The following is a 17850-nucleotide window of genomic DNA, read 5'->3' as shown; positions in this document are numbered from 1 at the left end:
CACCAAATGCGGCGCCGGTTGAACGGCGCCGCCTCATTTCGAAAGCTTTGAAAGCGTGGCTCAGAGCCGTTCGGACACCCAATCGACCACCTCCTGGATGGCCTGGGGAAGCTTGTCGGGCTCACTGCCGCCGGCCTGGGCGAAGTCGGGCCGACCGCCGCCGCGACCGCCCACCTGGGTGGCGACGCTGTTGACCAGTTCGCCGGCCTTCACCCGGTCGGTGCAGTCCTGGCTGACACCGGCCACCAGCTTGACCTTGCCGCCCTCGGCCGCGCCCAGCAGGATCACCGCCGAACCCAATTTTTGCTTGAGCTGATCCACGGTCTCGCGCAGGGATTTCGCCTGGGCGGCATCCAGCTGCGCGGCCAGCACCTTCACGCCCTTCACGTCCACCGCCTGGGCGGCCAGATCGGAGCCGGCGGCACTGGCCATGGTCTGCTGCAAGCGGGCGAGTTCCTTCTCCAGCTGGCGGTTGCGATCCAGCAACTGGTTGAGCTTCACGCCCAGATTCTCCGGGCTGCTCTTCAACAGCGCCGCCGCCTCGTTGAGCTTGCCGGCGGCCTCCCGCACCCAGGCCAGCGCCCCTTCGCCGGTGAGCGCCTCGATGCGGCGCACCCCGGCGGCGACACCGCCTTCGGCGATGATCTTGAACAGGCCGATATCGCCGGTGCGGCTCACGTGGGTGCCGCCGCACAGCTCGGTGGAGTACTCCCCCAGGGAGAGCACCCGTACCTTGTCGCCGTACTTCTCACCGAACAGCGCCACGGCACCGGCCTCGATGGCCTCGTCGTAGCCCATCTCGGCGGCTTCGGCGGCCACATTGGCGCGGATGCGGGCATTGACCCGGTCCTCGATCTCGTGCAACTGCGCGGAGGCAATGGCCTCGAAGTGGGCGAAATCGAAGCGCAAGCGGTCGGGGGCGACCAGCGAGCCCTTCTGCTGCACATGCTCGCCCAGCACTTCCCGCAGCACGGCGTGCAGCAGATGGGTGGCGGAGTGGTTCGCCACGGTGCGCGCCCGGGTCTCGGCGTTCACCTGGGCGGCAAGCGCCTGGTCCAGCTTCAGGCTGCCCTCGCGCAGCACGCCCAGATGGCCGTGGGCGGCGCCGTATTTCACCGTATCCTGCACCTCGAAGAGCAGGCCTTCGGCGCGCAGCCAACCCTGGTCACCCACCTGGCCGCCGGACTCGGCGTAGAAGGGGGTCCGGTCCAGCACCACCATGCCCTGCTCGCCCGCCCGCAGCTCGTTGACCGTGCGCCCTTCGCGGAACAGGCCGGTAACGCTGCCCTGGCCTTGCAGATTCTCGTAGCCGGTGAATTCGGAACGCCCCTCGAAGCCGGCGGCCTGGCTGTGATCGGCCTTGAACCGACTCGCGGAGCGGGCCCGGGCGCGCTGCTCTTCCATGCAGGCTTCGAAACCCGCCATGTCCAGGGTCAGCTCCCGCTCCCGGGCGATATCGCCGGTAAGATCCACCGGGAAGCCATAGGTGTCGTAGAGGCGGAAGATGGTCTCGCCGGGGATCTCACGGCCGGACAGCCTGGCCAGGTCTTCGTCGAGCAGCTTCATGCCCTGCTCCAGGGTCTCGCGAAAGCGCTCCTCTTCCTGGCGCAGCATACGCGCCACCTGGTCCTGGTTCTCGACCAGCTCCGGGTAGGCCTCGCCCATCTCGGCGACCAGGGTGGGCACCAAGCGGTGGAAGAAGGGCTCGGCGATGCCCAGCTGATAGCCGTGGCGTACGGCGCGGCGCACGATGCGGCGCAGCACGTAGCCTCGGCCCTCATTGGAGGGGAACACGCCGTCGGCGATGAGGAAGCTGCAGGCGCGGATATGGTCGGCGATCACCCGCAGGGAGCTGTTCTCCAGGTCGGCCACGCCGGCAAGCTCGGCGGCGGCACGGATCAGCTTCTGGAACAGGTCGATCTCGTAGTTGCTGTGCACGCCCTGGACCACGGCGGCCAGGCGCTCCAGCCCCATGCCGGTATCCACGCAGGGTTTGGGCAGCGGATGCAGGGTGCCTTCCACGTCCCGGTCGTACTGCATGAACACCAGGTTCCAGATCTCGATGTAGCGGTCGCCATCCTCCTCGGGGGTGCCCGGCGGGCCGCCCGGGATCTCGGGGCCGTGGTCGTAGAAGATCTCGGTGCAGGGGCCGCAGGGGCCGGTGTCGCCCATGGACCAGAAGTTGTCCTTGGCGCCGATGCGCGAGAAGCGCGCCGGGTCCACGCCGATCTCCTTCAACCAGATATCGGCGGCTTCGTCGTCTTCCTCGTAGACCGTCACCCAGAGCTTCTCGGCGGGCAGCTTCACCACCTGGGTGAGGAACTCCCAGGCGTACTGGATGGCTTCGCGCTTGAAGTAATCGCCGAAGCTGAAGTTGCCCAGCATCTCGAAGAAGGTGTGATGCCGGGCGGTGTAGCCCACGTTCTCCAGATCGTTGTGCTTGCCGCCGGCGCGTACGCAGCGCTGGGCGCTGCTGGCCCGGGTGTAGGGGCGCTGCTCGCGGCCGGTGAACACGTCCTTGAAGGGCACCATGCCGGCGTTGGTGAACAACAGGGTCGGGTCGTTGCCCGGTACCAGCGAGGCGCTGCGCACCACGCTGTGGCCCTTGCCCTCGAAGTAGCTCAGAAAACCCTGGCGTATGTCTGCACTGCTGAACATCGGCCCTGCCTGTTGCTCCGTACTGCTGTGGGGCGCTCAGTCGGCATCCTGTAACGCAACGCGGATCTGCTCGGCGCTGAACCCGCGTTGCGCCAGGAAGCGGTACTGTCGCGCCCGCTCTTTCATGTTCCCCGGGCCTTCGGCGCCGAAGCGCTTGTGACGGGCCTGGGCGGCCCGCTCGGCCCAGTCGTCGTGCCCATGCAAAAAGGGCTCGGCGAGCCCTTCCCGGATGCCCCGCTCGCCCAGTTCGGCGAGTATGCGCAGCGGGCCGTAGCCCTGCTCGCGCCGGGCGCGCACGTATTGTTCGGTGTAACGCTCTTCGCTGAGCAGGTTCTCGGCCGTGAGCGCGTCCAGCGCCGGCTCTATGCAATCACGCTGAAAACCACGCTGGACGAGCTTGCGGGCCAGCTCCCGGCGGCTGTGCTCGCGGCGGGCGAGCAGCCGCATGGCGGCCGCCCGCGCCTGGGCCTGGTCCTCGGCCTCGCACACTAGGCGTCGCTGGCCGCCTCGCCGGCCTCGGCGGCGGGCGTGCGCTGGGGCAGCAGCTTCTCGCGTAGCTGCGCTTCCAGGCGGGCGGCCAGCTCCGGGTTGTCACGCAGGTACTGACGGACGTTCTCCTTGCCCTGGCCGATGCGATCGCCGTTGCAGCTGTACCAGGCGCCGGCCTTGTCGATCAGGCCTTCCCTCACGCCCAGCTCGATGATCTCGCCCTCGCGGGAGGTGCCCTCGCCGTAGAGGATCTCGAACTCGGCCTGCTTGAAGGGCGGGGCCATCTTGTTCTTGACCACCTTCACGCGGGTCTCGTTGCCCACCACCTCGTCACCCTTCTTGATCGCGCCGATGCGGCGGATATCCATGCGCACCGAGGAGTAGAATTTCAGGGCGTTGCCGCCGGTGGTGGTCTCGGGGCTGCCGAACATCACGCCGATCTTCATGCGGATCTGGTTGATGAAGATCACCAGGGTGTTGGAGCGCTTGATGTTGGCGGTGAGCTTGCGCAGGGCCTGGGACATGAGCCGTGCCTGCAGACCCACGTGGGAGTCGCCCATCTCGCCCTCGATCTCGGCCTTGGGGGTAAGCGCGGCGACGGAGTCCACCACCACCACGTCCACCGCGCCCGAGCGCACCAGCATGTCGGCGATCTCCAGGGCCTGCTCGCCGGTGTCGGGCTGGGAGACCAGCAGCTCGTCCACCTTCACGCCCAGCTTTTCGGCGTAGCTCGGGTCCAGGGCGTGCTCGGCGTCGACGAAGGCGGCGGTGCCGCCGGCCTTCTGGCACTCGGCGATGACCTGCAGGGTCAGGGTGGTCTTGCCCGAGGATTCCGGGCCGTAGATCTCGCACACCCGGCCCTTGGGCAGCCCGCCTATGCCCAGCGCCATGTCCAGGGTCAGGGAGCCGGTGGAGATCGCCTCGGCGTTCACCGCGCGGGCATCGCCCATGCGCATCACCGCGCCCTTGCCGAACTGCTTCTCGATCTGGCCCAGAGCGATGCTCAGCGCCTTCTTGCGATTCTCGTCCATACAGTCCTCGTGCGTTCGGGGCCGGAAACCAGCGGCATCAAAGTGGCGGCCGATTATCCCACATCGGCCGGTTGGCTCCTACCCCTGTTCAGCCAAGCGGCCAGCGCCGGAGCACCCGGTATTCGGGGCCTTGAGGACGCGGCCGGGATTCGACCAGTGCATGGTCCGTGACGGGCCAGCGCAGTGGCGGGAGAGCACGCCCGGGGGCGGGCCGCGCCCGGCGTGCCAGGGTGACATGGGGCCGGTAGTCGCGGCGCTCAAAAGCATGACCCTGCGCGGCCAGGCCCTCACGTAGACCGTCATGCAGGCGGGACAGTTCCGGCGGGGTGGATTCGGGCGCCAGCCAATGAATGCCGTTGCGCCAGTAGCCCTCGCGGCGAAGGCACACTTCGAAGGGCGGCACACGCAACCCGTCCGCCACCCGCATCGCCTGCGCCGGGTCGGCCAGGCCGAGGAACAGCACGGTCAGGTGCAGATTGGCCACCGGCACCGCCCGTCCGCTCCCTACCCGCTCGTGCTGAATCCGCGCCAACTCCCGCCGCAGCGCGGGTTCGGGCCACAGGGCGAAGAACAGGCGGGCACGGGGCGGCGCTTGGTTCACAGCGCTTCCAGTGCGGCCAGCTCCTCGGCGCTGAACCCCGCCGCCAGCCGCGCATCGTGGTTGAAGGGCCCACGCAGGCGCCCGCGCATGTAGCGGGCGAGCAGTTCGCGGAAGGTCGCCTCCGGCTCCAGGCCCCGTTCGGCGCAGGCGCGCTTGAACCAGTGCGAGCCGATCGCCACGTGGGGGATTTCCTCGCGCAGGATAAGCCGCAGGATCTCCACCGTGCGGGTATCACCCGCCGCCTCCAGGCGCTCGATCATGCCCGGGGTCACGTCCAGGCCGCGGGCCTCCAGCACCCGGGGCACCAGAGCCATGCGCACCAGCCAGTCATGGGCGGTGTCCACGGCCATCTCCCACAGCCCGTTGTGGGCGGGAAAATCCCCGTAGGCCGCGCCCAGCTCCCCCAGGCGCTCGCGCAGCAGCGCGAAGTGCCGGGCCTCATCCTCGGCCACCCGCAGCCAGTCGTCATAAAAGGCTTCGGGCAGACCACGGAAGCGGTAGACCGCGTCCAGGCCAAGGTTGATGGCGTTGAATTCGATGTGCGCCACGGCGTGGATCAGGGCGATGCGCCCCGCCTCGCTGCCCAGGCCCCGCTTGACCAGCGCCCGGGGCGGCACCAGGGCCGGGCGTTCCGGGCGGCCGGGAACGACCACCGGCTCCGGCGCGGCGTGTTCGGCCAGCTCCAGCCGCCCGGCCCGCCAGTCGGCGAGCAATCGGGCGGTGAGATCCATCTTGCGCTGGGGCTCCCGGGCCATCAGGCACTCGAAGGCCCGCGCGTGCACGTTGCGGTTCTGTTCCATGCTTATTCCACCAGGGCGATGACCAGATCCATGACATTGGTGCCCGTGGGGCCGGTGTACAGCAGCGCCTCGGCGGCCGCCAGCGCCGTGCCCGCATCCTGCGCCCGCAGGGCCTTTTCCGGGTCTTGCCCGGCGCCACGACAGCGGGCGGCGGTATGCCCGTCCACCCAGGCCCCGGCGGCTTCACCGGGGCCGTCGGCACCATCGGTGCCTGCCGCCAGCAGGGTAATGCCCGGCGCATCTTCCAGGGCGAGCGCCGCGCTCAGCGCCAGCTGCTGCATCCGCCCACCCCGGCCGGGCCGCGCCAGCAAGGCCACGGTGGGTTCGCCGCCCCAGATGTGCACACCCGGCGGCGCGCCACGCAGGCTATCGACCAGCCGCCTGCCCAGCTCGGCGGCATCACCGGAAAGGAATTCCTCGTGGGCCTGCACCGGCAGCCCCTGAGCTCTGGCTGCCGCGGCGGCGGCGGCGCGGGCATGGGCATTGGTAGCGATAATACGCAGCTCGATGCCGGCAAAGGCCTTCGGCGCGGGGGGCGGCGGAATATCGTGCGGCAGATGACGCAGATGGCCGGGCAGTTCGTCCTCGATTAGCGGATCGTCGTCGGCGCGCACCAACAGGCCCGAGCCGATGGCGGCCGGTGCGTCCCCCTGCACGTCGGAGATCAGCAGTGCCCGGGTGGGCCGGCCCTCCAGCCAGGCCGCCAGGCGCCCGCCCTTGATTCGCGAGCAGGCCCGGCGAATGCGGTTCATGGCGTGGATATCCCGCCCGCTGCCCAGCAGCCAGCGGTTCAGCGCGGCCAGATCCGCCGCCCCCACCCCCGGCGCCGGCAGCTCGGCAAGCGCCGAAGCGCCCCCGGAGACCAGCACCAGAAAACGCGCCTCGGCCGGTGCGTGGGCGAGGAATTGCACCATGGCTTCGCCGGCGCGCAGGCTGCGCCCATCGGGTAGCGGATGGGCGCTCTCCAGTTGCCGCAACTGTGGCCAATCCGCCAGCGCCGCCTCGGTGTAGCCTTCGCGGGTAATCACCAGCCCGGCCGCCGGCTCTTCGGGCAAGGCCTCCAGCGCGCCCAGGCTCATGGCCGCTGCGGCCTTGCCCACGGCCAGCAGATACAGCGGCCCCTCGCCGCCCAGGGGCTGCTCGCGCAGCGCCCGGGCGGTGGCGTTGCGACCGCCTACCGCGGCCAGTGCCGCCCCATGCAGGGCGATCAGGCGCCGGGCGGCGGGGCTCATTCAGCCCCTCGCCGCGTCCAGCGCCCGAGCCACATCGGCCTGCAGATCGGCGATGTCCTCCAGGCCCACGGACAGCCGCACCAGGCCTTCGGTGATCCCCGCCTCCGAACGTTGCTCGGGGGTGTTGCGGGCATGGGTGGTGGTGGCCGGATGGGTGACGGTGGATTTCACATCGCCCAGGTTGCCGGTGATGGACACCACCCGCAGGGCATCGATGAAACGCCAGGCCGCCTCGCGCCCGCCCTCCAGCTCGAAGGAGAGCATGCCGCCGAAACCGCGCTGCTGGGCGCGGGCGAGCTCGTGCTGGGGATGTGTTTCCAGGCCCGGGTAGAACACCCGGGAGACGCCCCGCTCGCCGCCCAGCCACTGGGCCAGCGCCCCGGCATTCTCGCAGTGCCCGCGCATGCGCAGCGCCAGGGTCTCCAGCCCGCGGGAGAACACCCAGGCGTTGAAGGGGCTCATGCTGGGCCCGGCGGTGCGCAGAAAGCCGAAGACCTGCTTGCCCACCCGCTCGGCATCGCCCACCACGGCGCCCCCCAGGCAACGCCCCTGGCCGTCCAGGTACTTGGTGGCGGAATGCACCACCACGTCCGCCCCCAGTGCCAGGGGCTGTTGCAGGTAAGGGGTGCAGAAGCAGTTGTCCACCACCAGCAAGGCTTCGTGGGCATGGGCCAGCTCGGACAGCGCCCGCAGATCCGCCACCTCGGTCAAGGGGTTGGACGGGGTTTCCAGAAACAGCATGCGGGTATTGGGCCGGATCGCCCGCTCCCAGGCGGAAAGATCGGTGAGCGGCACGAAGCTGGTCTCCACGCCAAAGCGCGAGAGCACATTGCAGAACAGCGAAATGGTGGAGCCGAAGATGCCCGAGGGCGCGACGATATGGTCGCCGGCGTTCAGCAACCCCATGCAGGCACTGAGTATGGCCGACATGCCGGAGGAGGTCGCGACACAGGTCTCGCCGCCCTCCAGCGCCGCCAGGCGCCGCTCGAAGGTGCGCACGGTGGGGTTGGTAAAGCGGGAGTAGATATTGCCCGGTTCCGATTCGTCGAAGCGCGCCGCGGCCTCGGCGGCGCTGGTGAACTTGAAGCTGGAGGTGGCGTAGATCGGTTCGCTGTGTTCCTGCTCGATGCCGTGCTGCTGGCCCGCGCGTATGGCGAGGGTGGCGAAATGGGCGTGCGGATCGTCCTCGATACTCATGGCGGCCCTCCGGGGGCGTGGCGAACTGGCGGAGGCGCGGGAATAAAAAACCCGCTTCTGATGACCAAAGCGGGTGCGGCAGGCATCGCTTTAGCCGTATTTATAGAGCGCCCGCAAGCTGAGACTCAAATCGGCGCTGCGGAAACGGTATGAGAAGGCCCCGGGCATGTCAACGCCGCCCCCACCTTCCCCTGCGCCGACGTGGCCACTATGGTTTCTTACATAGCGTGCGCACCACACAAGGAGCCGTCCATGAACCTGCTGCTGTCCTGGCTGATTCTCTCCTTCGCCGTCTGGCTCACCGCCGAGTTGCTGCGGGGCTTCCACGTGAAGAGCTTCACCAGCGCGGTGCTGGTGGCGGCCTTGTTCGGCATTCTCAACTTCCTGCTGGGCTGGCTGCTGTTCGCCCTGTTCACCGTGGCGACCCTGGGCATCGCCTGGCTGCTCGCCTTCATCACCCGCTGGATCATCAACGCCATCCTGCTGATGCTGGTGAGCAAGCTCACCGACGCGCTGCGCATCGACAGCTTTGGCTGGGCGCTGGGCGGCGCGCTGCTGATGTCGCTGATCGGCACCCTGGGCGAGTGGGCAGTGCGCAGCGTGTTCTGAGCACCGCGCTGCGCCCCGACTTGTCACCACCGCCCCCCTGGCTCAGGATGAAAAACCACAATCAAGAAAGCGCCATCCGGGGAGACCAAGCGCCCATGAGCACCAGCCTGAGCAAGCGAGCGCCGGGAGCCATGCTGCTGCCCGTTTTCATACCCGCCGTGGTGGTCGCCCTGCTGCTGGTGGTGGGCACCCTGAGCGCGCCGGAGCTGGCCAACCGAGCCTTTCAGGCGACGCTGGCCTACATCACCGACACCTTCGGCTGGTTCTACATGCTGGCGGTGGCGCTGTTCCTGATGTTCATCATCGCCGTGGCGGCCTCGCCCTGGGGCAACATCAAGCTGGGCCCGGACCATGCCGAACCCCAGTACAGCTTCCCCGCCTGGTTCGCCATGCTGTTCTCGGCGGGCTACGGCATCGCGCTGCTGTTCTTCGGGGTCGCCGAGCCCGTGCTGCACTACGCCAGCCCCCCGGCCGGCGCGCCCCAGACCGCCGATGCCGCCGCCCAGGCCATGCAGATCGCCTTCTTCCACTGGGGCTTTCACATCTGGGCCATCTACGGCCTGGTGGGCCTGGTGTTGGCCTACTTCGCCTTTCGCCACGGCCTGCCGCTGACCATCCGCTCGGCGCTCTACCCCTTGATCGGCGAGCGCATCCACGGCCCCATCGGGCACGCGGTGGATGTGTTCGCGATCCTCGGCACCCTGTTCGGCATAGGCACCACGCTGGGCCTGTCGGTGAACCAGATCAATGCCGGTATAAGCTATCTGTGGCCCGCGGTGCCCATGAGCACCGGCGTGCAAGTGACCGCCATCGCCATCATCACCGGGCTTGCCACCCTCTCGGTGGTGGCCGGGCTGGACAAGGGCATCAAGAACCTGTCGCTGCTGAACATGGTGCTGGCCATCGCGCTGATGGCCTTCGTGTTCCTCGCCGGCCCCTCGATTCTGGTGCTGGAGACCTTTCTGCAGAACACCGGCAGCTATCTGAGCAACATCGTCGAGCGCACCTTCAACCTGCAGGCCTACACCCGCAGCGACTGGATCGGCAACTGGACGCTGTTCATCTTCGGCTGGACCATCGCCTGGGCGCCCTTCGTGGGCATGTTCATCGCCAAGATCAGCCGCGGGCGCACCATCCGCCAGTTCGTGCTGGGGGTGATGATCGCCCCCACCCTGTTCACCTTCCTGTGGTTTTCCATCTTCGGCGACACGGCGCTGAACATGATCATGCGGGAGGGTTACACCGCGCTGATCGGCGAGGTGCAGAACAACCAGGCCATCGCCCTGTTCAAGCTCTTCGAGCAACTGCCGATGAGCGCCATCATCTCGTTCATCACCCTGATCCTCATCACCACCTTCTTCGTCACCTCCTCGGATTCCGGCTCCCTGGTGGTGGACACCCTGGCCTCGGGCGGCGCGCCCCACACCCCCGCGCCGCAGCGCATCTTCTGGGCGGTGCTGGAAGGGGCGCTGGCCGCCACTTTGCTGATCGCCGGCGGCCTGGAGGCGCTGCAGACCATGACCGTGGCCAGCGCCCTGCCCTTCGCCATCATCATGCTCATCGCCGCCATTGGCCTGTGGCGCGCGCTGGTGATCGAAGGCCACCGGGAAGCGAGCCTGCGCCGGCACCTTCAATCCGGCCCGCAGCATGCCGGCGCGCGCTGGCGCAAGCGCATAGCCAGCCTGCTCCATTACCCCAACCGCGAGAACGTGGAGCGCTTCATCCGCGACCCGGCATACCGCGCCATGCAGGCGGTCAAGGCCGAGTTGACCGAGCGCCAGTGGCCGGCGGAAGTGCAGTACGATGAGGCCACCCACCGGGCCGTGCTCATCGTCCGCAAACCCGACGCCGTGGACTTCGTCTACGAGATCCGCCCGTGCGCCTTCTCGCGACCGGACTTCGCCTACCCGGAAATGGCCCGCCGCGTCGAGGGGGACAGCGAGTACTACCGCGCCGAGGTCTTCCTGCGCCGCGGCGGGCGGGCCTATGACGTCTACGGCTACACCGAGGAAGACGTGATCCAGGACATCCTCGACCAGTTCGAGCTTTACCTGCACTTCCTGCACACCTCCCCCGGTCGGCTGCCCTGGGACATGGCCGCCCACGACGAGATGCTCGCCCCCGAGCAAAGCGGGCCGCCCAAGGGCAGCGCCGAGTAATTCCCACGGGCGGAGGCCGACGCCGCCGGCGGGCTTCCCGCCGACGGCGAATCGGGGCACACTAGGCGCCGACAAAAGAAAACAAAAAGCCTTCCCCGGGGAGCCCCATGGCCCAGAAACGTGTTCTGATCGTCGATGATTCGCGCAGCGCCCGCCTGATCCTGCAACGCAAGCTGGACAAACTCGGTGTGGGCGCCGACTGTGCGGCCTCCGGCGAGGAGGCACTGGCCTGGCTGGAGCGCCACCGCCCGGACGCCCTGTTCCTGGACCACATGATGCCCGGCCTGGACGGCTTCGAGGTGCTGCGCCGGCTCAAGGCCCAGCCCGACACCGCCGATATTCCGGTCTACATGTACACCTCCCGGGACGACGAGGATTACCTGCGCGCGGCCCGTGCCCTGGGCGCCGAGGGCGTGCTGGACAAGCAGCTGCGCGCCGCCGCCCTGCAGCAGGCGCTGGAAACCCTGAACCTGCTGGGCGCGTCCGACGGCCCCGAGACCATCCCCGAGCCCGCCCCCGGCGAGAACCTGGAACAGCTCGCCAACCTCTCCCACCAGCTGGTGGACGAGATCGCCCGCAACGCCGTGGAAGAGAGCCTGGCGCGGGTGGTGGACGAACGCCTCACCCAGTTGCGCAGCCATCTGCGCCGAGACCTGCAAACCGGCCACGAGGCCCTGGTGGAGCGCCTGCTCGCCCAGCTGCGCCCGGGCAGCGAAGGCACCGGCGTCCACGAATACAACGCCCCGCCCCGGCGCATCTGGCCCTGGGCCGCGGCGCTGGCCCTGGTCGGCTTGCTGATCGGCCTGCTGATCGGCTCCCAGGGCCTGCGCGAGGGCAGCCCGGCGCAAGCCCCCACCGACACCACGGCCCAGGCCCCGCTGGACCGAGCCCGGGCCAGCCTGCAACAAGCCGCCGAACGGCAAAACCGCCAGCAGGCCAGCGAACAGAGCAGCGCAGCCCAACGCCGTCTGCTGCTGGGCACCCTGGACTGGGCCCTGCGCCAGGACACCGGCTACGACTACGACGCCGTTGCCCTGAACGGCGAGCGGGCGCGTTTTCTGGACGAGCTGCTCGCCCGCCTGGAAGCCGCCGGCTACCAGGGCAGGGTGCAGCTGCGGGTACACAGCGGCCGCTTCTGCCTGCAGCGCGACGATGACGAACGCCTGCGCCTCGCCCCCCCCGAGGCTCCCCTGGAGGCCTGCAACCAGCTCGGCTACAGCGACGCCCGCCAGCGCGCCGCCCGTCAGACCGTGGGCTTTGCCAACTTCCTCGCCTCCAACGCGCCGCTGAACAAGGGCGCCCTGAGCCTGCAGATTGTCCCGGTGGGCGACGCCGAGCCCCTGCTGGGCTACCCAGACAACGGCAACGCCGGCCTTTGGAACCAGGTGGCTCGGCAGAACCAGCGGCTGGAAATCGTCCTCGCCGACGCCCCCTGAGGCCGCGCGGGCCCCGGCGTCCGCGCTGACAACACCGGCCCCGCCCGGTAAACTGCCGGGCATCCTCCCGCGATCCTCGAGCGTCTATAAGCCCTCATGCTGTTTGCCAGCCAGATGATCCTCGCCATAGGGCTGCTGCTCATGTTCAGCATCCTGGCCAGCCGAGTAACCGACCGCATGGGCGCGCCGTTGCTGCTGGTCTTCCTGATCATCGGCATGCTGGTGGGCGAGGACGGTCTGCTGGGCATCCGTTACGACGACGTGCGGTCCGCGCACCTGCTGGCGAGCCTGGCGCTGGCCGTGATTCTGTTCGACGGCGGCCTGCGCACCCAGATGGACAGCTTCCGCGCGGGGCTCAAACCCGCGCTCAGCCTCGCCACCCTGGGCGTGATCATCACCTCGGCCATCACCGGCGTCGCCGCCGCCTGGCTGTTCCAGCTGCCGCTGCTGCACGGCCTGCTGATCGGCGCCATCGTCGGCTCCACCGACGCCGCGGCCGTGTTCTACATGCTCAACGCCCATGGTCTGCACCTGAACGACCGGGTGCGCTCCACCCTGGAGCTGGAATCCGGCAGCAACGACCCCATGGCGGTGTTCCTCACCATCGTGCTCATCGAGCTGATCGCCGGCGAGGTCGAACCCAACACCGCTCTGTTGCTGGAATTCGCCTGGCAGATGGGCGTGGGTGGCGCCATCGGCATTGCCGGCGGGCTGTTGCTGACCTTCATCGTCAACCGCCTGCGGCTCGCCTCCTCGCTCTACCCCCTGCTCGCCCTGGCCGGGGGCCTGACCATTTACGGCGCCGCCGCCGTGGTGGACGCCAGCGGCTTTCTCGCCACCTTCCTCGGCGGCATCATCGCCGGGCACAAAATGCGCACCGCCCGGGGCGACATCCGCCGCTTCCACGACGGCATGGCCTGGCTCTCGCAGATCGGCCTGTTCCTGATTCTGGGCCTGCTGGTCGTGCCCCACGAACTCATGCCCATCGCGCCCCAGGCGCTACTCATCGCCCTGGTGCTGGTGTTCATCGCTCGGCCGCTGGCCGTACTCATCGGGCTGCTCCCCTTCCGTTTCGCCTGGCGCGAGCGGCTGTTCATCTGCTGGGTGGGGCTGCGCGGCGCGGTGCCCATCGTGCTGGGGCTCTACCCGCTGCTGCTGGGGGTTACCGACGCCCGCATCCACTTCAACATCGCCTTCTTCGTGGTGCTGGTTTCACTGCTGCTGCAGGGCTGGACCGTCGCCCCGGTGGCCCGCTGGATGAAGGTGGAAATCCCCAGCAACCGCAGCGGCAAGCGGCTGGCGGAATTCGACGCGCCGGGGCTGGAAGACATGGAAGTGGTGGTCTACCGCCTGCCGGAAGGCGCCGGCGCCGAGGAGCTGACGCCGCATCAACTGCTGCTGCCCAGCGGCGGGCGGGTGCTGGCGGTGATCCGCGACGAGCAGCCGGTGCAGGACGTGGACCATGTGCAGCTGCAAGCCCGCGACCTGGTCTACCTGCTCGCCCCCGCCGACGGGCTGGGCGAAGTGGAGGCGCTGTTCGGCGGGCCCGACAGCATGGAGCGAAGCAGCGCCCAGCAACGCTTTTTCGGTGATTTCGTCATCGACGGACAGGCCCGCCTGGGCGATCTGGCGGACGCTTACGGCATCGTCTTGTCCAAGGGCGTAAGCGCCCGGGAAACCGTGGCCGACCTGTTCCGCCGGCGCTACGCCCGCGGCCTGGTAGTAGGCGATCGGATACGGCTCGCCCATTTCGAGCTCATCATTCGCGCCCTGGAACGGGGCGAGGCGGGCTCGGTGGGCCTGAAGATCGGCCGCCGTAAACGCTGACGGTCTTTTCAGCTCCACCTGCGGCCGTGCACAATGCCCGGCCTGCAAAGCCAGCGGTACCAGCATGACCATCGACGAACTGCTAGAGAACTTCGAGTTGATCACCAACTGGGAAGACCGGTATCGGGTGCTCATCGACCTGGGGCGTAACCTGCCCGACTTCCCCGAAGAAGCCAAAACCGAGGAAAACCGGGTGGAAGGCTGCACCAGCCAGGTGTGGCTACTGTGTAACAGCCTCCCCGGCGAGCCGCCGCGCATCGAGCTGCGGGCCGACAGCGACAGCTTCATCGTCAAGGGGCTGTTGGCGATCCTGCTGCTCACCTACTCCGGGCATACCGCGGAGGAGATCAAGCGGATCGATATCGAGGATATCTTCCGCCAACTGGGGCTGGAGCAGAACCTGAGCCCCAATCGGCGCAGCGGGTTCTTTGCCACCGTGGAGACAATCCACGCGCTCGCGGAAAAAGCGGCTTGATGAAAGACTGAAGCAAGCCCCATTGCTTGACGACCACTCACCAGGATAGAGGCTCACATGGATGTGAAGCTGACCCTCCGCCCGGGCGCCCCGGGCACGAAACGGCTTTCGGAGCATTTCGGGGAAAGGCTGGTTTGCGTCCGTTATCGGTACGACCGACAGCGGGAGCGCCGTTTCAAGACAGTCGAGCTGATCGTAGACGAACAGTTGTGGTCCGAAGGCCCGCAGTGGCGCCGGGGCCGCGGCGCTGAGTTCCCTGAAGGGCCGGCTCTGGTCCGTGTCCAGTACGAGGAATTCGACCTGCGCGAGACGATGCGGGCGTGCGGTGCCCGATGGCGGCCGAAGGAGAAGCTGTGGGAAGTCAACGTGGACGCCGTTCGAGCCTTCAAACTGTGGCCGCGCGTGGTGAGATTTGAGGCCAGGGAAGACAGGTGAGAGCGATATACATATAGTGAGGCTTGATAGGGGTATATGGTGGTTTATCCAGGGATGCTGGCTTCAGCAGATGTGGATATCCGCCTACTCACTGTTAGGCATTAAGAGAGGCAAATGTTCCCAGCAGAAGTAGATGAATCTTTAAAATCCTTCTGTGCGCGTCATGGACTCCATGTTGCATCGGAACATCTGGGTTTTGAAGTTAGGTCCATAGCGGTTGTAGACGATCAGGGCACCTCATATCAAATCTGGATCGAGATGAAGGAAGGGTCGCTCGTGATTAAGGCTTGGGATTACGGAAATAGGAAAGAAGCAGAAACTGCCGCGCTCTCGCAACTAGAACCCGGGCTTGAATCGGTCTATGAGGCGGTCGAGCGATGGATCCTTTCAGTAGGCCACACTCGGACCCCTCGCTAGACGCAGGATATCCAGTAGAGGAGTCGCCTCGTTCTCGGCATCGCCCGGCCAGGAGAATATCTCAGCTGCCAATGGCAACAATCCAAGGAAGACGAGCCTAACCATGGGTTCGAGCGGACGTCGCCGCAAAGCCGGCGCCGCCGCTCAACCCAAACGTTAGAGTCAGTTCCGCGAGGGGAAAATGTTCCGAAAAACCCTAATCGTATTGGTATTGGCGCTCAGTGGGTGCCAAGCCATGATCTACGGAACCGCCGCCGAGTTTGACGATCTCTCCCTCGGTATGTCGAGAGCAGAAGTCGTGGAAATCCTAGGCTCGCCTGCCGCCGTACAAGCCGACGGGGACAAAGACGAGGTGTACCTGATCTTTAAGAAAATGGAGCACGCTATCTCGGACTGGCCTCGGACCTATCGAGTCACTCTCAGGGACGGTAAAGTGGTGAAATGGTCTGAGCAGTAGGCGGCGGTGGCGCTGTCCGAGTCATCAATGTTTAGCGTTCTCGATGAAGGAAAAGAACAAGAAGGGTCGGTGGCCCGCACTCAGCTCGCGGAACCCCACCGGTTCTAACACGCGGTTCAAGCCGACGACTTCGTCGCGGCTTAACCGCACGTTAGCGGGTGCAGGCCCCAGGGGAGAAAGTTGGGGTTCGCAATCTCGGCGGTCAGCACGTCGATCCGTGCCAGCCTCGAAGAAGGTCGCCGCCAAACGCATCAGGAACGGCTCAGGCCGTGCCACAAAGGGTGGTTCTTCCCGCCCTCGGTTCATTCTGTGAAGGCGCGGCCTCAGTGGGAACAGCCCCGTTGGCGCCCATAGGACGGGCCCCAACACTGTCGTGGTTCCGCTCATTGGGGTTACGAGCCGACCACCCAGGGGCGTGTTCGGCATGGGCTGCTCCCACGGGTGGTTGCGGCCACGAATGCCACCTTCACTGCCCTGCCCACTGGCACGGCGGTGCCGCGTCGGGGTAAGTTGGCCCCCAGCACGGCAGTGGTTCTGCCCGGCCGGAGTGAAAGAAACAAGAATTAGCCGCATGGTGGTGCACGTGGCGTAGTCACGCTCATCACCGTGCTAACAAAGCGGTGAAGCCGACAGCAAAAACGCTGCGCGTTTTTCCTGCGGCTTACCGCTAGCCGTTAGCGCTAGAAATGGGGCATCACAGCAGCCGCGGAAACCTCCGCGATTAAAACGGCAAAGCCGGCGCTGGCGAAGGCGCGGGACAGCGGAAGCAATTTGGTTTTGCCGGCCCGGCGGTAGGCGCTGCTCGCGCCCTCCTCCGAGAATGGGCCGCAGAAGAAAAAGAACCCAGAGGGTCGGGGTTCTAGCCGGGCAAATGCTCAGCGCCCCATCGTGGCCCGAACACGCCGCCCAGATAAAAGAACGAACGGAGCTAGCGCTGGCGAAGCACGGCGCGCTGCGGTAGGTTCCAAAGAATAAGATGAAAAAGCAGGCGCTGCCGGTGGTATCCGGCCTCGCTCACTGCCAGTAAAACAACACATTGCGCTAACAAAGCGGTGAAGCCGACAGCAAAAACGCTGCGCGTTTTTCCCGCGGCTTACCGCTAGCCGTTAGCGCGAGAAATGGGGCATCACAGCAGCCGCAGAAACCTTCGCGGTTGAAACGGCAAAACCGGCGCTGGTGAAGGCACGGGGCAGCGGATCGCTGAAGCACACTGAGTTTTATCGGCCCGGCGGTAGGCGCTGCTCTCGCCCTCCCCCCAGGGGGCGCTGCTGAAGAACGAAGAACACACAAGGTTGGGGTTCTGTCCGTGCAAATGCTCAGTGCCCCATCGTGGCCCGAACACGGCGCCGTGATAAAAGAACGAACGGAGCCAACGCTGGCGAAGCACGGCGCGCTGCGGTAGGTTCCAGAGAACAAGATGAGAAAGCAGGCGCTGTCGGTGGTATCCGGCCAGGCCCACTGCCATGAAAACAACAACTTGCGCTAACAAAGCGGTGAAGCCGACAGCAAAAACGCTGCGCGTTTTTCCTGCGGCTTACCGCTAGCCGTTAGCGCGAGAAAGGGGCATCACGGCAGCCGCTCAGGCCTTGGCGCTCGAAAAGGCGCAGCCTGCTTCGGTGAAGCGCGGTCGGGGCGGATGCTCTTCCACGCACTGCGGGCTTTCCAAGCTCGGCGGTAGCGGTACAAGCGCCCTCCTCCGAACCCGGGCCGCCGACGAGCGAAGAACACGTAAAGCCGGTGTCCTGTTCGGGGAAGTGCTCAGCACCCGTTGGCGGCCCGTACACCTCGCCCTGATGAAAGAGCGAATGGAATCGGAACTGACAGAGCCCGGCACGCTGCGGTAGGTTCCAGAGAACAAAAACGAAACAGTGGGCGCTGTCGGTGGCAACCGGCCAGGCTCACCGCCCTAAGGAAACGCTGATTTATTCGGGGGCAGCCGTTCCGTCGGTGGCTGTGGCTTGAGACAATGTCGGCCCTCCCCGGTTGAGAGTGAGTACGTGGTCGATGCAGTCGAGCTTCTCTGATCT

Annotated in this window: 14 protein-coding genes; 7 read left to right on the top strand and 7 right to left on the bottom strand. The window is 66.9% G+C overall.

The annotated features are described in order from the left end of the window. Positions 1-60 precede the first annotated feature (60 nt). The 7 genes from alaS to GBG68_RS12710 form a co-directional block, all read right to left on the bottom strand. Positions 61-2658, bottom strand: coding sequence for an alanine--tRNA ligase (gene alaS, locus GBG68_RS12740; RefSeq protein WP_152147951.1), 2598 nt, complete (start codon positions 2656-2658; stop codon positions 61-63). Between the two features lie 36 nt (positions 2659-2694). Beyond that, on the bottom strand, positions 2695-3147 hold the full coding sequence (locus GBG68_RS12735; RefSeq protein ID WP_226801798.1) for a regulatory protein RecX: 453 nt from the start codon (positions 3145-3147) through the stop codon (positions 2695-2697). Next, positions 3147-4178 carry a recombinase RecA gene (recA, locus tag GBG68_RS12730; RefSeq protein ID WP_152147949.1) on the bottom strand — a complete coding sequence of 344 codons (1032 nt, stop codon included), beginning with the start codon at positions 4176-4178 and terminating at the stop codon, positions 3147-3149. The genes GBG68_RS12735 and recA overlap by 1 nt, the downstream gene beginning before the upstream one ends. Before the next feature lie 88 nt (positions 4179-4266). Next, positions 4267-4779 carry an RNA 2',3'-cyclic phosphodiesterase gene (gene thpR, locus GBG68_RS12725; protein ID WP_152147947.1) on the bottom strand — a complete coding sequence of 171 codons (513 nt, stop codon included), beginning with the start codon at positions 4777-4779 and terminating at the stop codon, positions 4267-4269. Next, positions 4776-5579 (bottom strand): ferritin-like domain-containing protein, encoded by an 804-nt coding sequence (locus GBG68_RS12720; RefSeq protein ID WP_152147945.1) that lies wholly within the window; start codon positions 5577-5579, stop codon positions 4776-4778. Before GBG68_RS12720 ends, thpR begins: the two co-directional genes overlap by 4 nt. A 2-nt stretch (positions 5580-5581) precedes the next feature. After that, positions 5582-6811 carry a glycerate kinase gene (locus tag GBG68_RS12715; protein WP_152147943.1) on the bottom strand — a complete coding sequence of 410 codons (1230 nt, stop codon included), beginning with the start codon at positions 6809-6811 and terminating at the stop codon, positions 5582-5584. Further along, the gene (locus tag GBG68_RS12710) at positions 6812-8008 is read right to left on the bottom strand and encodes an O-succinylhomoserine sulfhydrylase (RefSeq protein ID WP_152147941.1); all 1197 of its coding nucleotides are present in this window, start codon (positions 8006-8008) and stop codon (positions 6812-6814) included. It abuts the gene before it with no gap. A gap of 252 nt (positions 8009-8260) precedes the next feature. On the opposite strand from GBG68_RS12710, the gene GBG68_RS12705 reads away from it, so the two are divergent. The 7 genes from GBG68_RS12705 (at position 8261) to bamE (ending at position 15823) form a co-directional block, all read left to right on the top strand. Continuing rightward, entirely contained in the window at positions 8261-8617 is a 357-nt protein-coding gene (locus tag GBG68_RS12705; RefSeq protein WP_193222336.1) for a phage holin family protein, read from the top strand. A gap of 95 nt (positions 8618-8712) precedes the next feature. Then, complete coding sequence (locus tag GBG68_RS12700; protein WP_152147937.1) at positions 8713-10776, top strand: BCCT family transporter; 2064 nt, start codon at positions 8713-8715, stop codon at positions 10774-10776. A 107-nt stretch (positions 10777-10883) separates the two neighbouring features. Beyond that, on the top strand, positions 10884-12212 hold the full coding sequence (locus tag GBG68_RS12695) for a response regulator (RefSeq protein WP_152147935.1): 1329 nt from the start codon (positions 10884-10886) through the stop codon (positions 12210-12212). A gap of 96 nt (positions 12213-12308) precedes the next feature. After that, positions 12309-14039 (top strand): potassium/proton antiporter, encoded by a 1731-nt coding sequence (locus GBG68_RS12690; RefSeq protein ID WP_152147933.1) that lies wholly within the window; start codon positions 12309-12311, stop codon positions 14037-14039. Positions 14040-14103: 64 nt separating this feature from the next. Continuing rightward, positions 14104-14514: a SufE family protein gene (locus tag GBG68_RS12685; protein WP_152147931.1), complete on the top strand. Its 411-nt coding sequence runs from the start codon at positions 14104-14106 to the stop codon at positions 14512-14514. 57 nt (positions 14515-14571) lie between these two features. Further along, positions 14572-14949 carry a hypothetical protein gene (locus GBG68_RS12680; RefSeq protein WP_152147929.1) on the top strand — a complete coding sequence of 126 codons (378 nt, stop codon included), beginning with the start codon at positions 14572-14574 and terminating at the stop codon, positions 14947-14949. Positions 14950-15601: 652 nt separating this feature from the next. Then, positions 15602-15823, top strand: coding sequence for an outer membrane protein assembly factor BamE (gene bamE, locus GBG68_RS12675; protein ID WP_193222335.1), 222 nt, complete (start codon positions 15602-15604; stop codon positions 15821-15823). Positions 15824-17850 lie beyond the last annotated feature (2027 nt).

The sequence above is a fragment of the Alkalilimnicola sp. S0819 genome (genome assembly GCF_009295635.1).
Classification (GTDB): Bacteria; Pseudomonadota; Gammaproteobacteria; order Nitrococcales; family WHIW01; genus S0819.
Note: the sequence above shows the minus strand (reverse complement) of the source record. Positions and strands in the feature narration are given on the sequence as shown.

Bases quoted from the DNA above. Each gene is read 5' to 3' on its own strand.
- alaS (WP_152147951.1), bottom strand. From the start codon at position 2,658: ATGTTCAGCAGTGCAGACATACGCCAGGGTTTTCTGAGCTACTTCGAG.
- recA (WP_152147949.1), bottom strand. From the start codon at position 4,178: ATGGACGAGAATCGCAAGAAGGCGCTGAGCATCGCTCTGGGCCAGATC.
- GBG68_RS12720 (WP_152147945.1), bottom strand. From the start codon at position 5,579: ATGGAACAGAACCGCAACGTGCACGCGCGGGCCTTCGAGTGCCTGATG.
- GBG68_RS12715 (WP_152147943.1), bottom strand. From the start codon at position 6,811: ATGAGCCCCGCCGCCCGGCGCCTGATCGCCCTGCATGGGGCGGCACTG.
- GBG68_RS12710 (WP_152147941.1), bottom strand. From the start codon at position 8,008: ATGAGTATCGAGGACGATCCGCACGCCCATTTCGCCACCCTCGCCATA.
- GBG68_RS12705 (WP_193222336.1), top strand. From the start codon at position 8,261: ATGAACCTGCTGCTGTCCTGGCTGATTCTCTCCTTCGCCGTCTGGCTC.
- GBG68_RS12700 (WP_152147937.1), top strand. From the start codon at position 8,713: ATGAGCACCAGCCTGAGCAAGCGAGCGCCGGGAGCCATGCTGCTGCCC.
- GBG68_RS12695 (WP_152147935.1), top strand. From the start codon at position 10,884: ATGGCCCAGAAACGTGTTCTGATCGTCGATGATTCGCGCAGCGCCCGC.
- GBG68_RS12690 (WP_152147933.1), top strand. From the start codon at position 12,309: ATGCTGTTTGCCAGCCAGATGATCCTCGCCATAGGGCTGCTGCTCATG.
- GBG68_RS12685 (WP_152147931.1), top strand. From the start codon at position 14,104: ATGACCATCGACGAACTGCTAGAGAACTTCGAGTTGATCACCAACTGG.
- GBG68_RS12680 (WP_152147929.1), top strand. From the start codon at position 14,572: ATGGATGTGAAGCTGACCCTCCGCCCGGGCGCCCCGGGCACGAAACGG.
- bamE (WP_193222335.1), top strand. From the start codon at position 15,602: ATGATCTACGGAACCGCCGCCGAGTTTGACGATCTCTCCCTCGGTATG.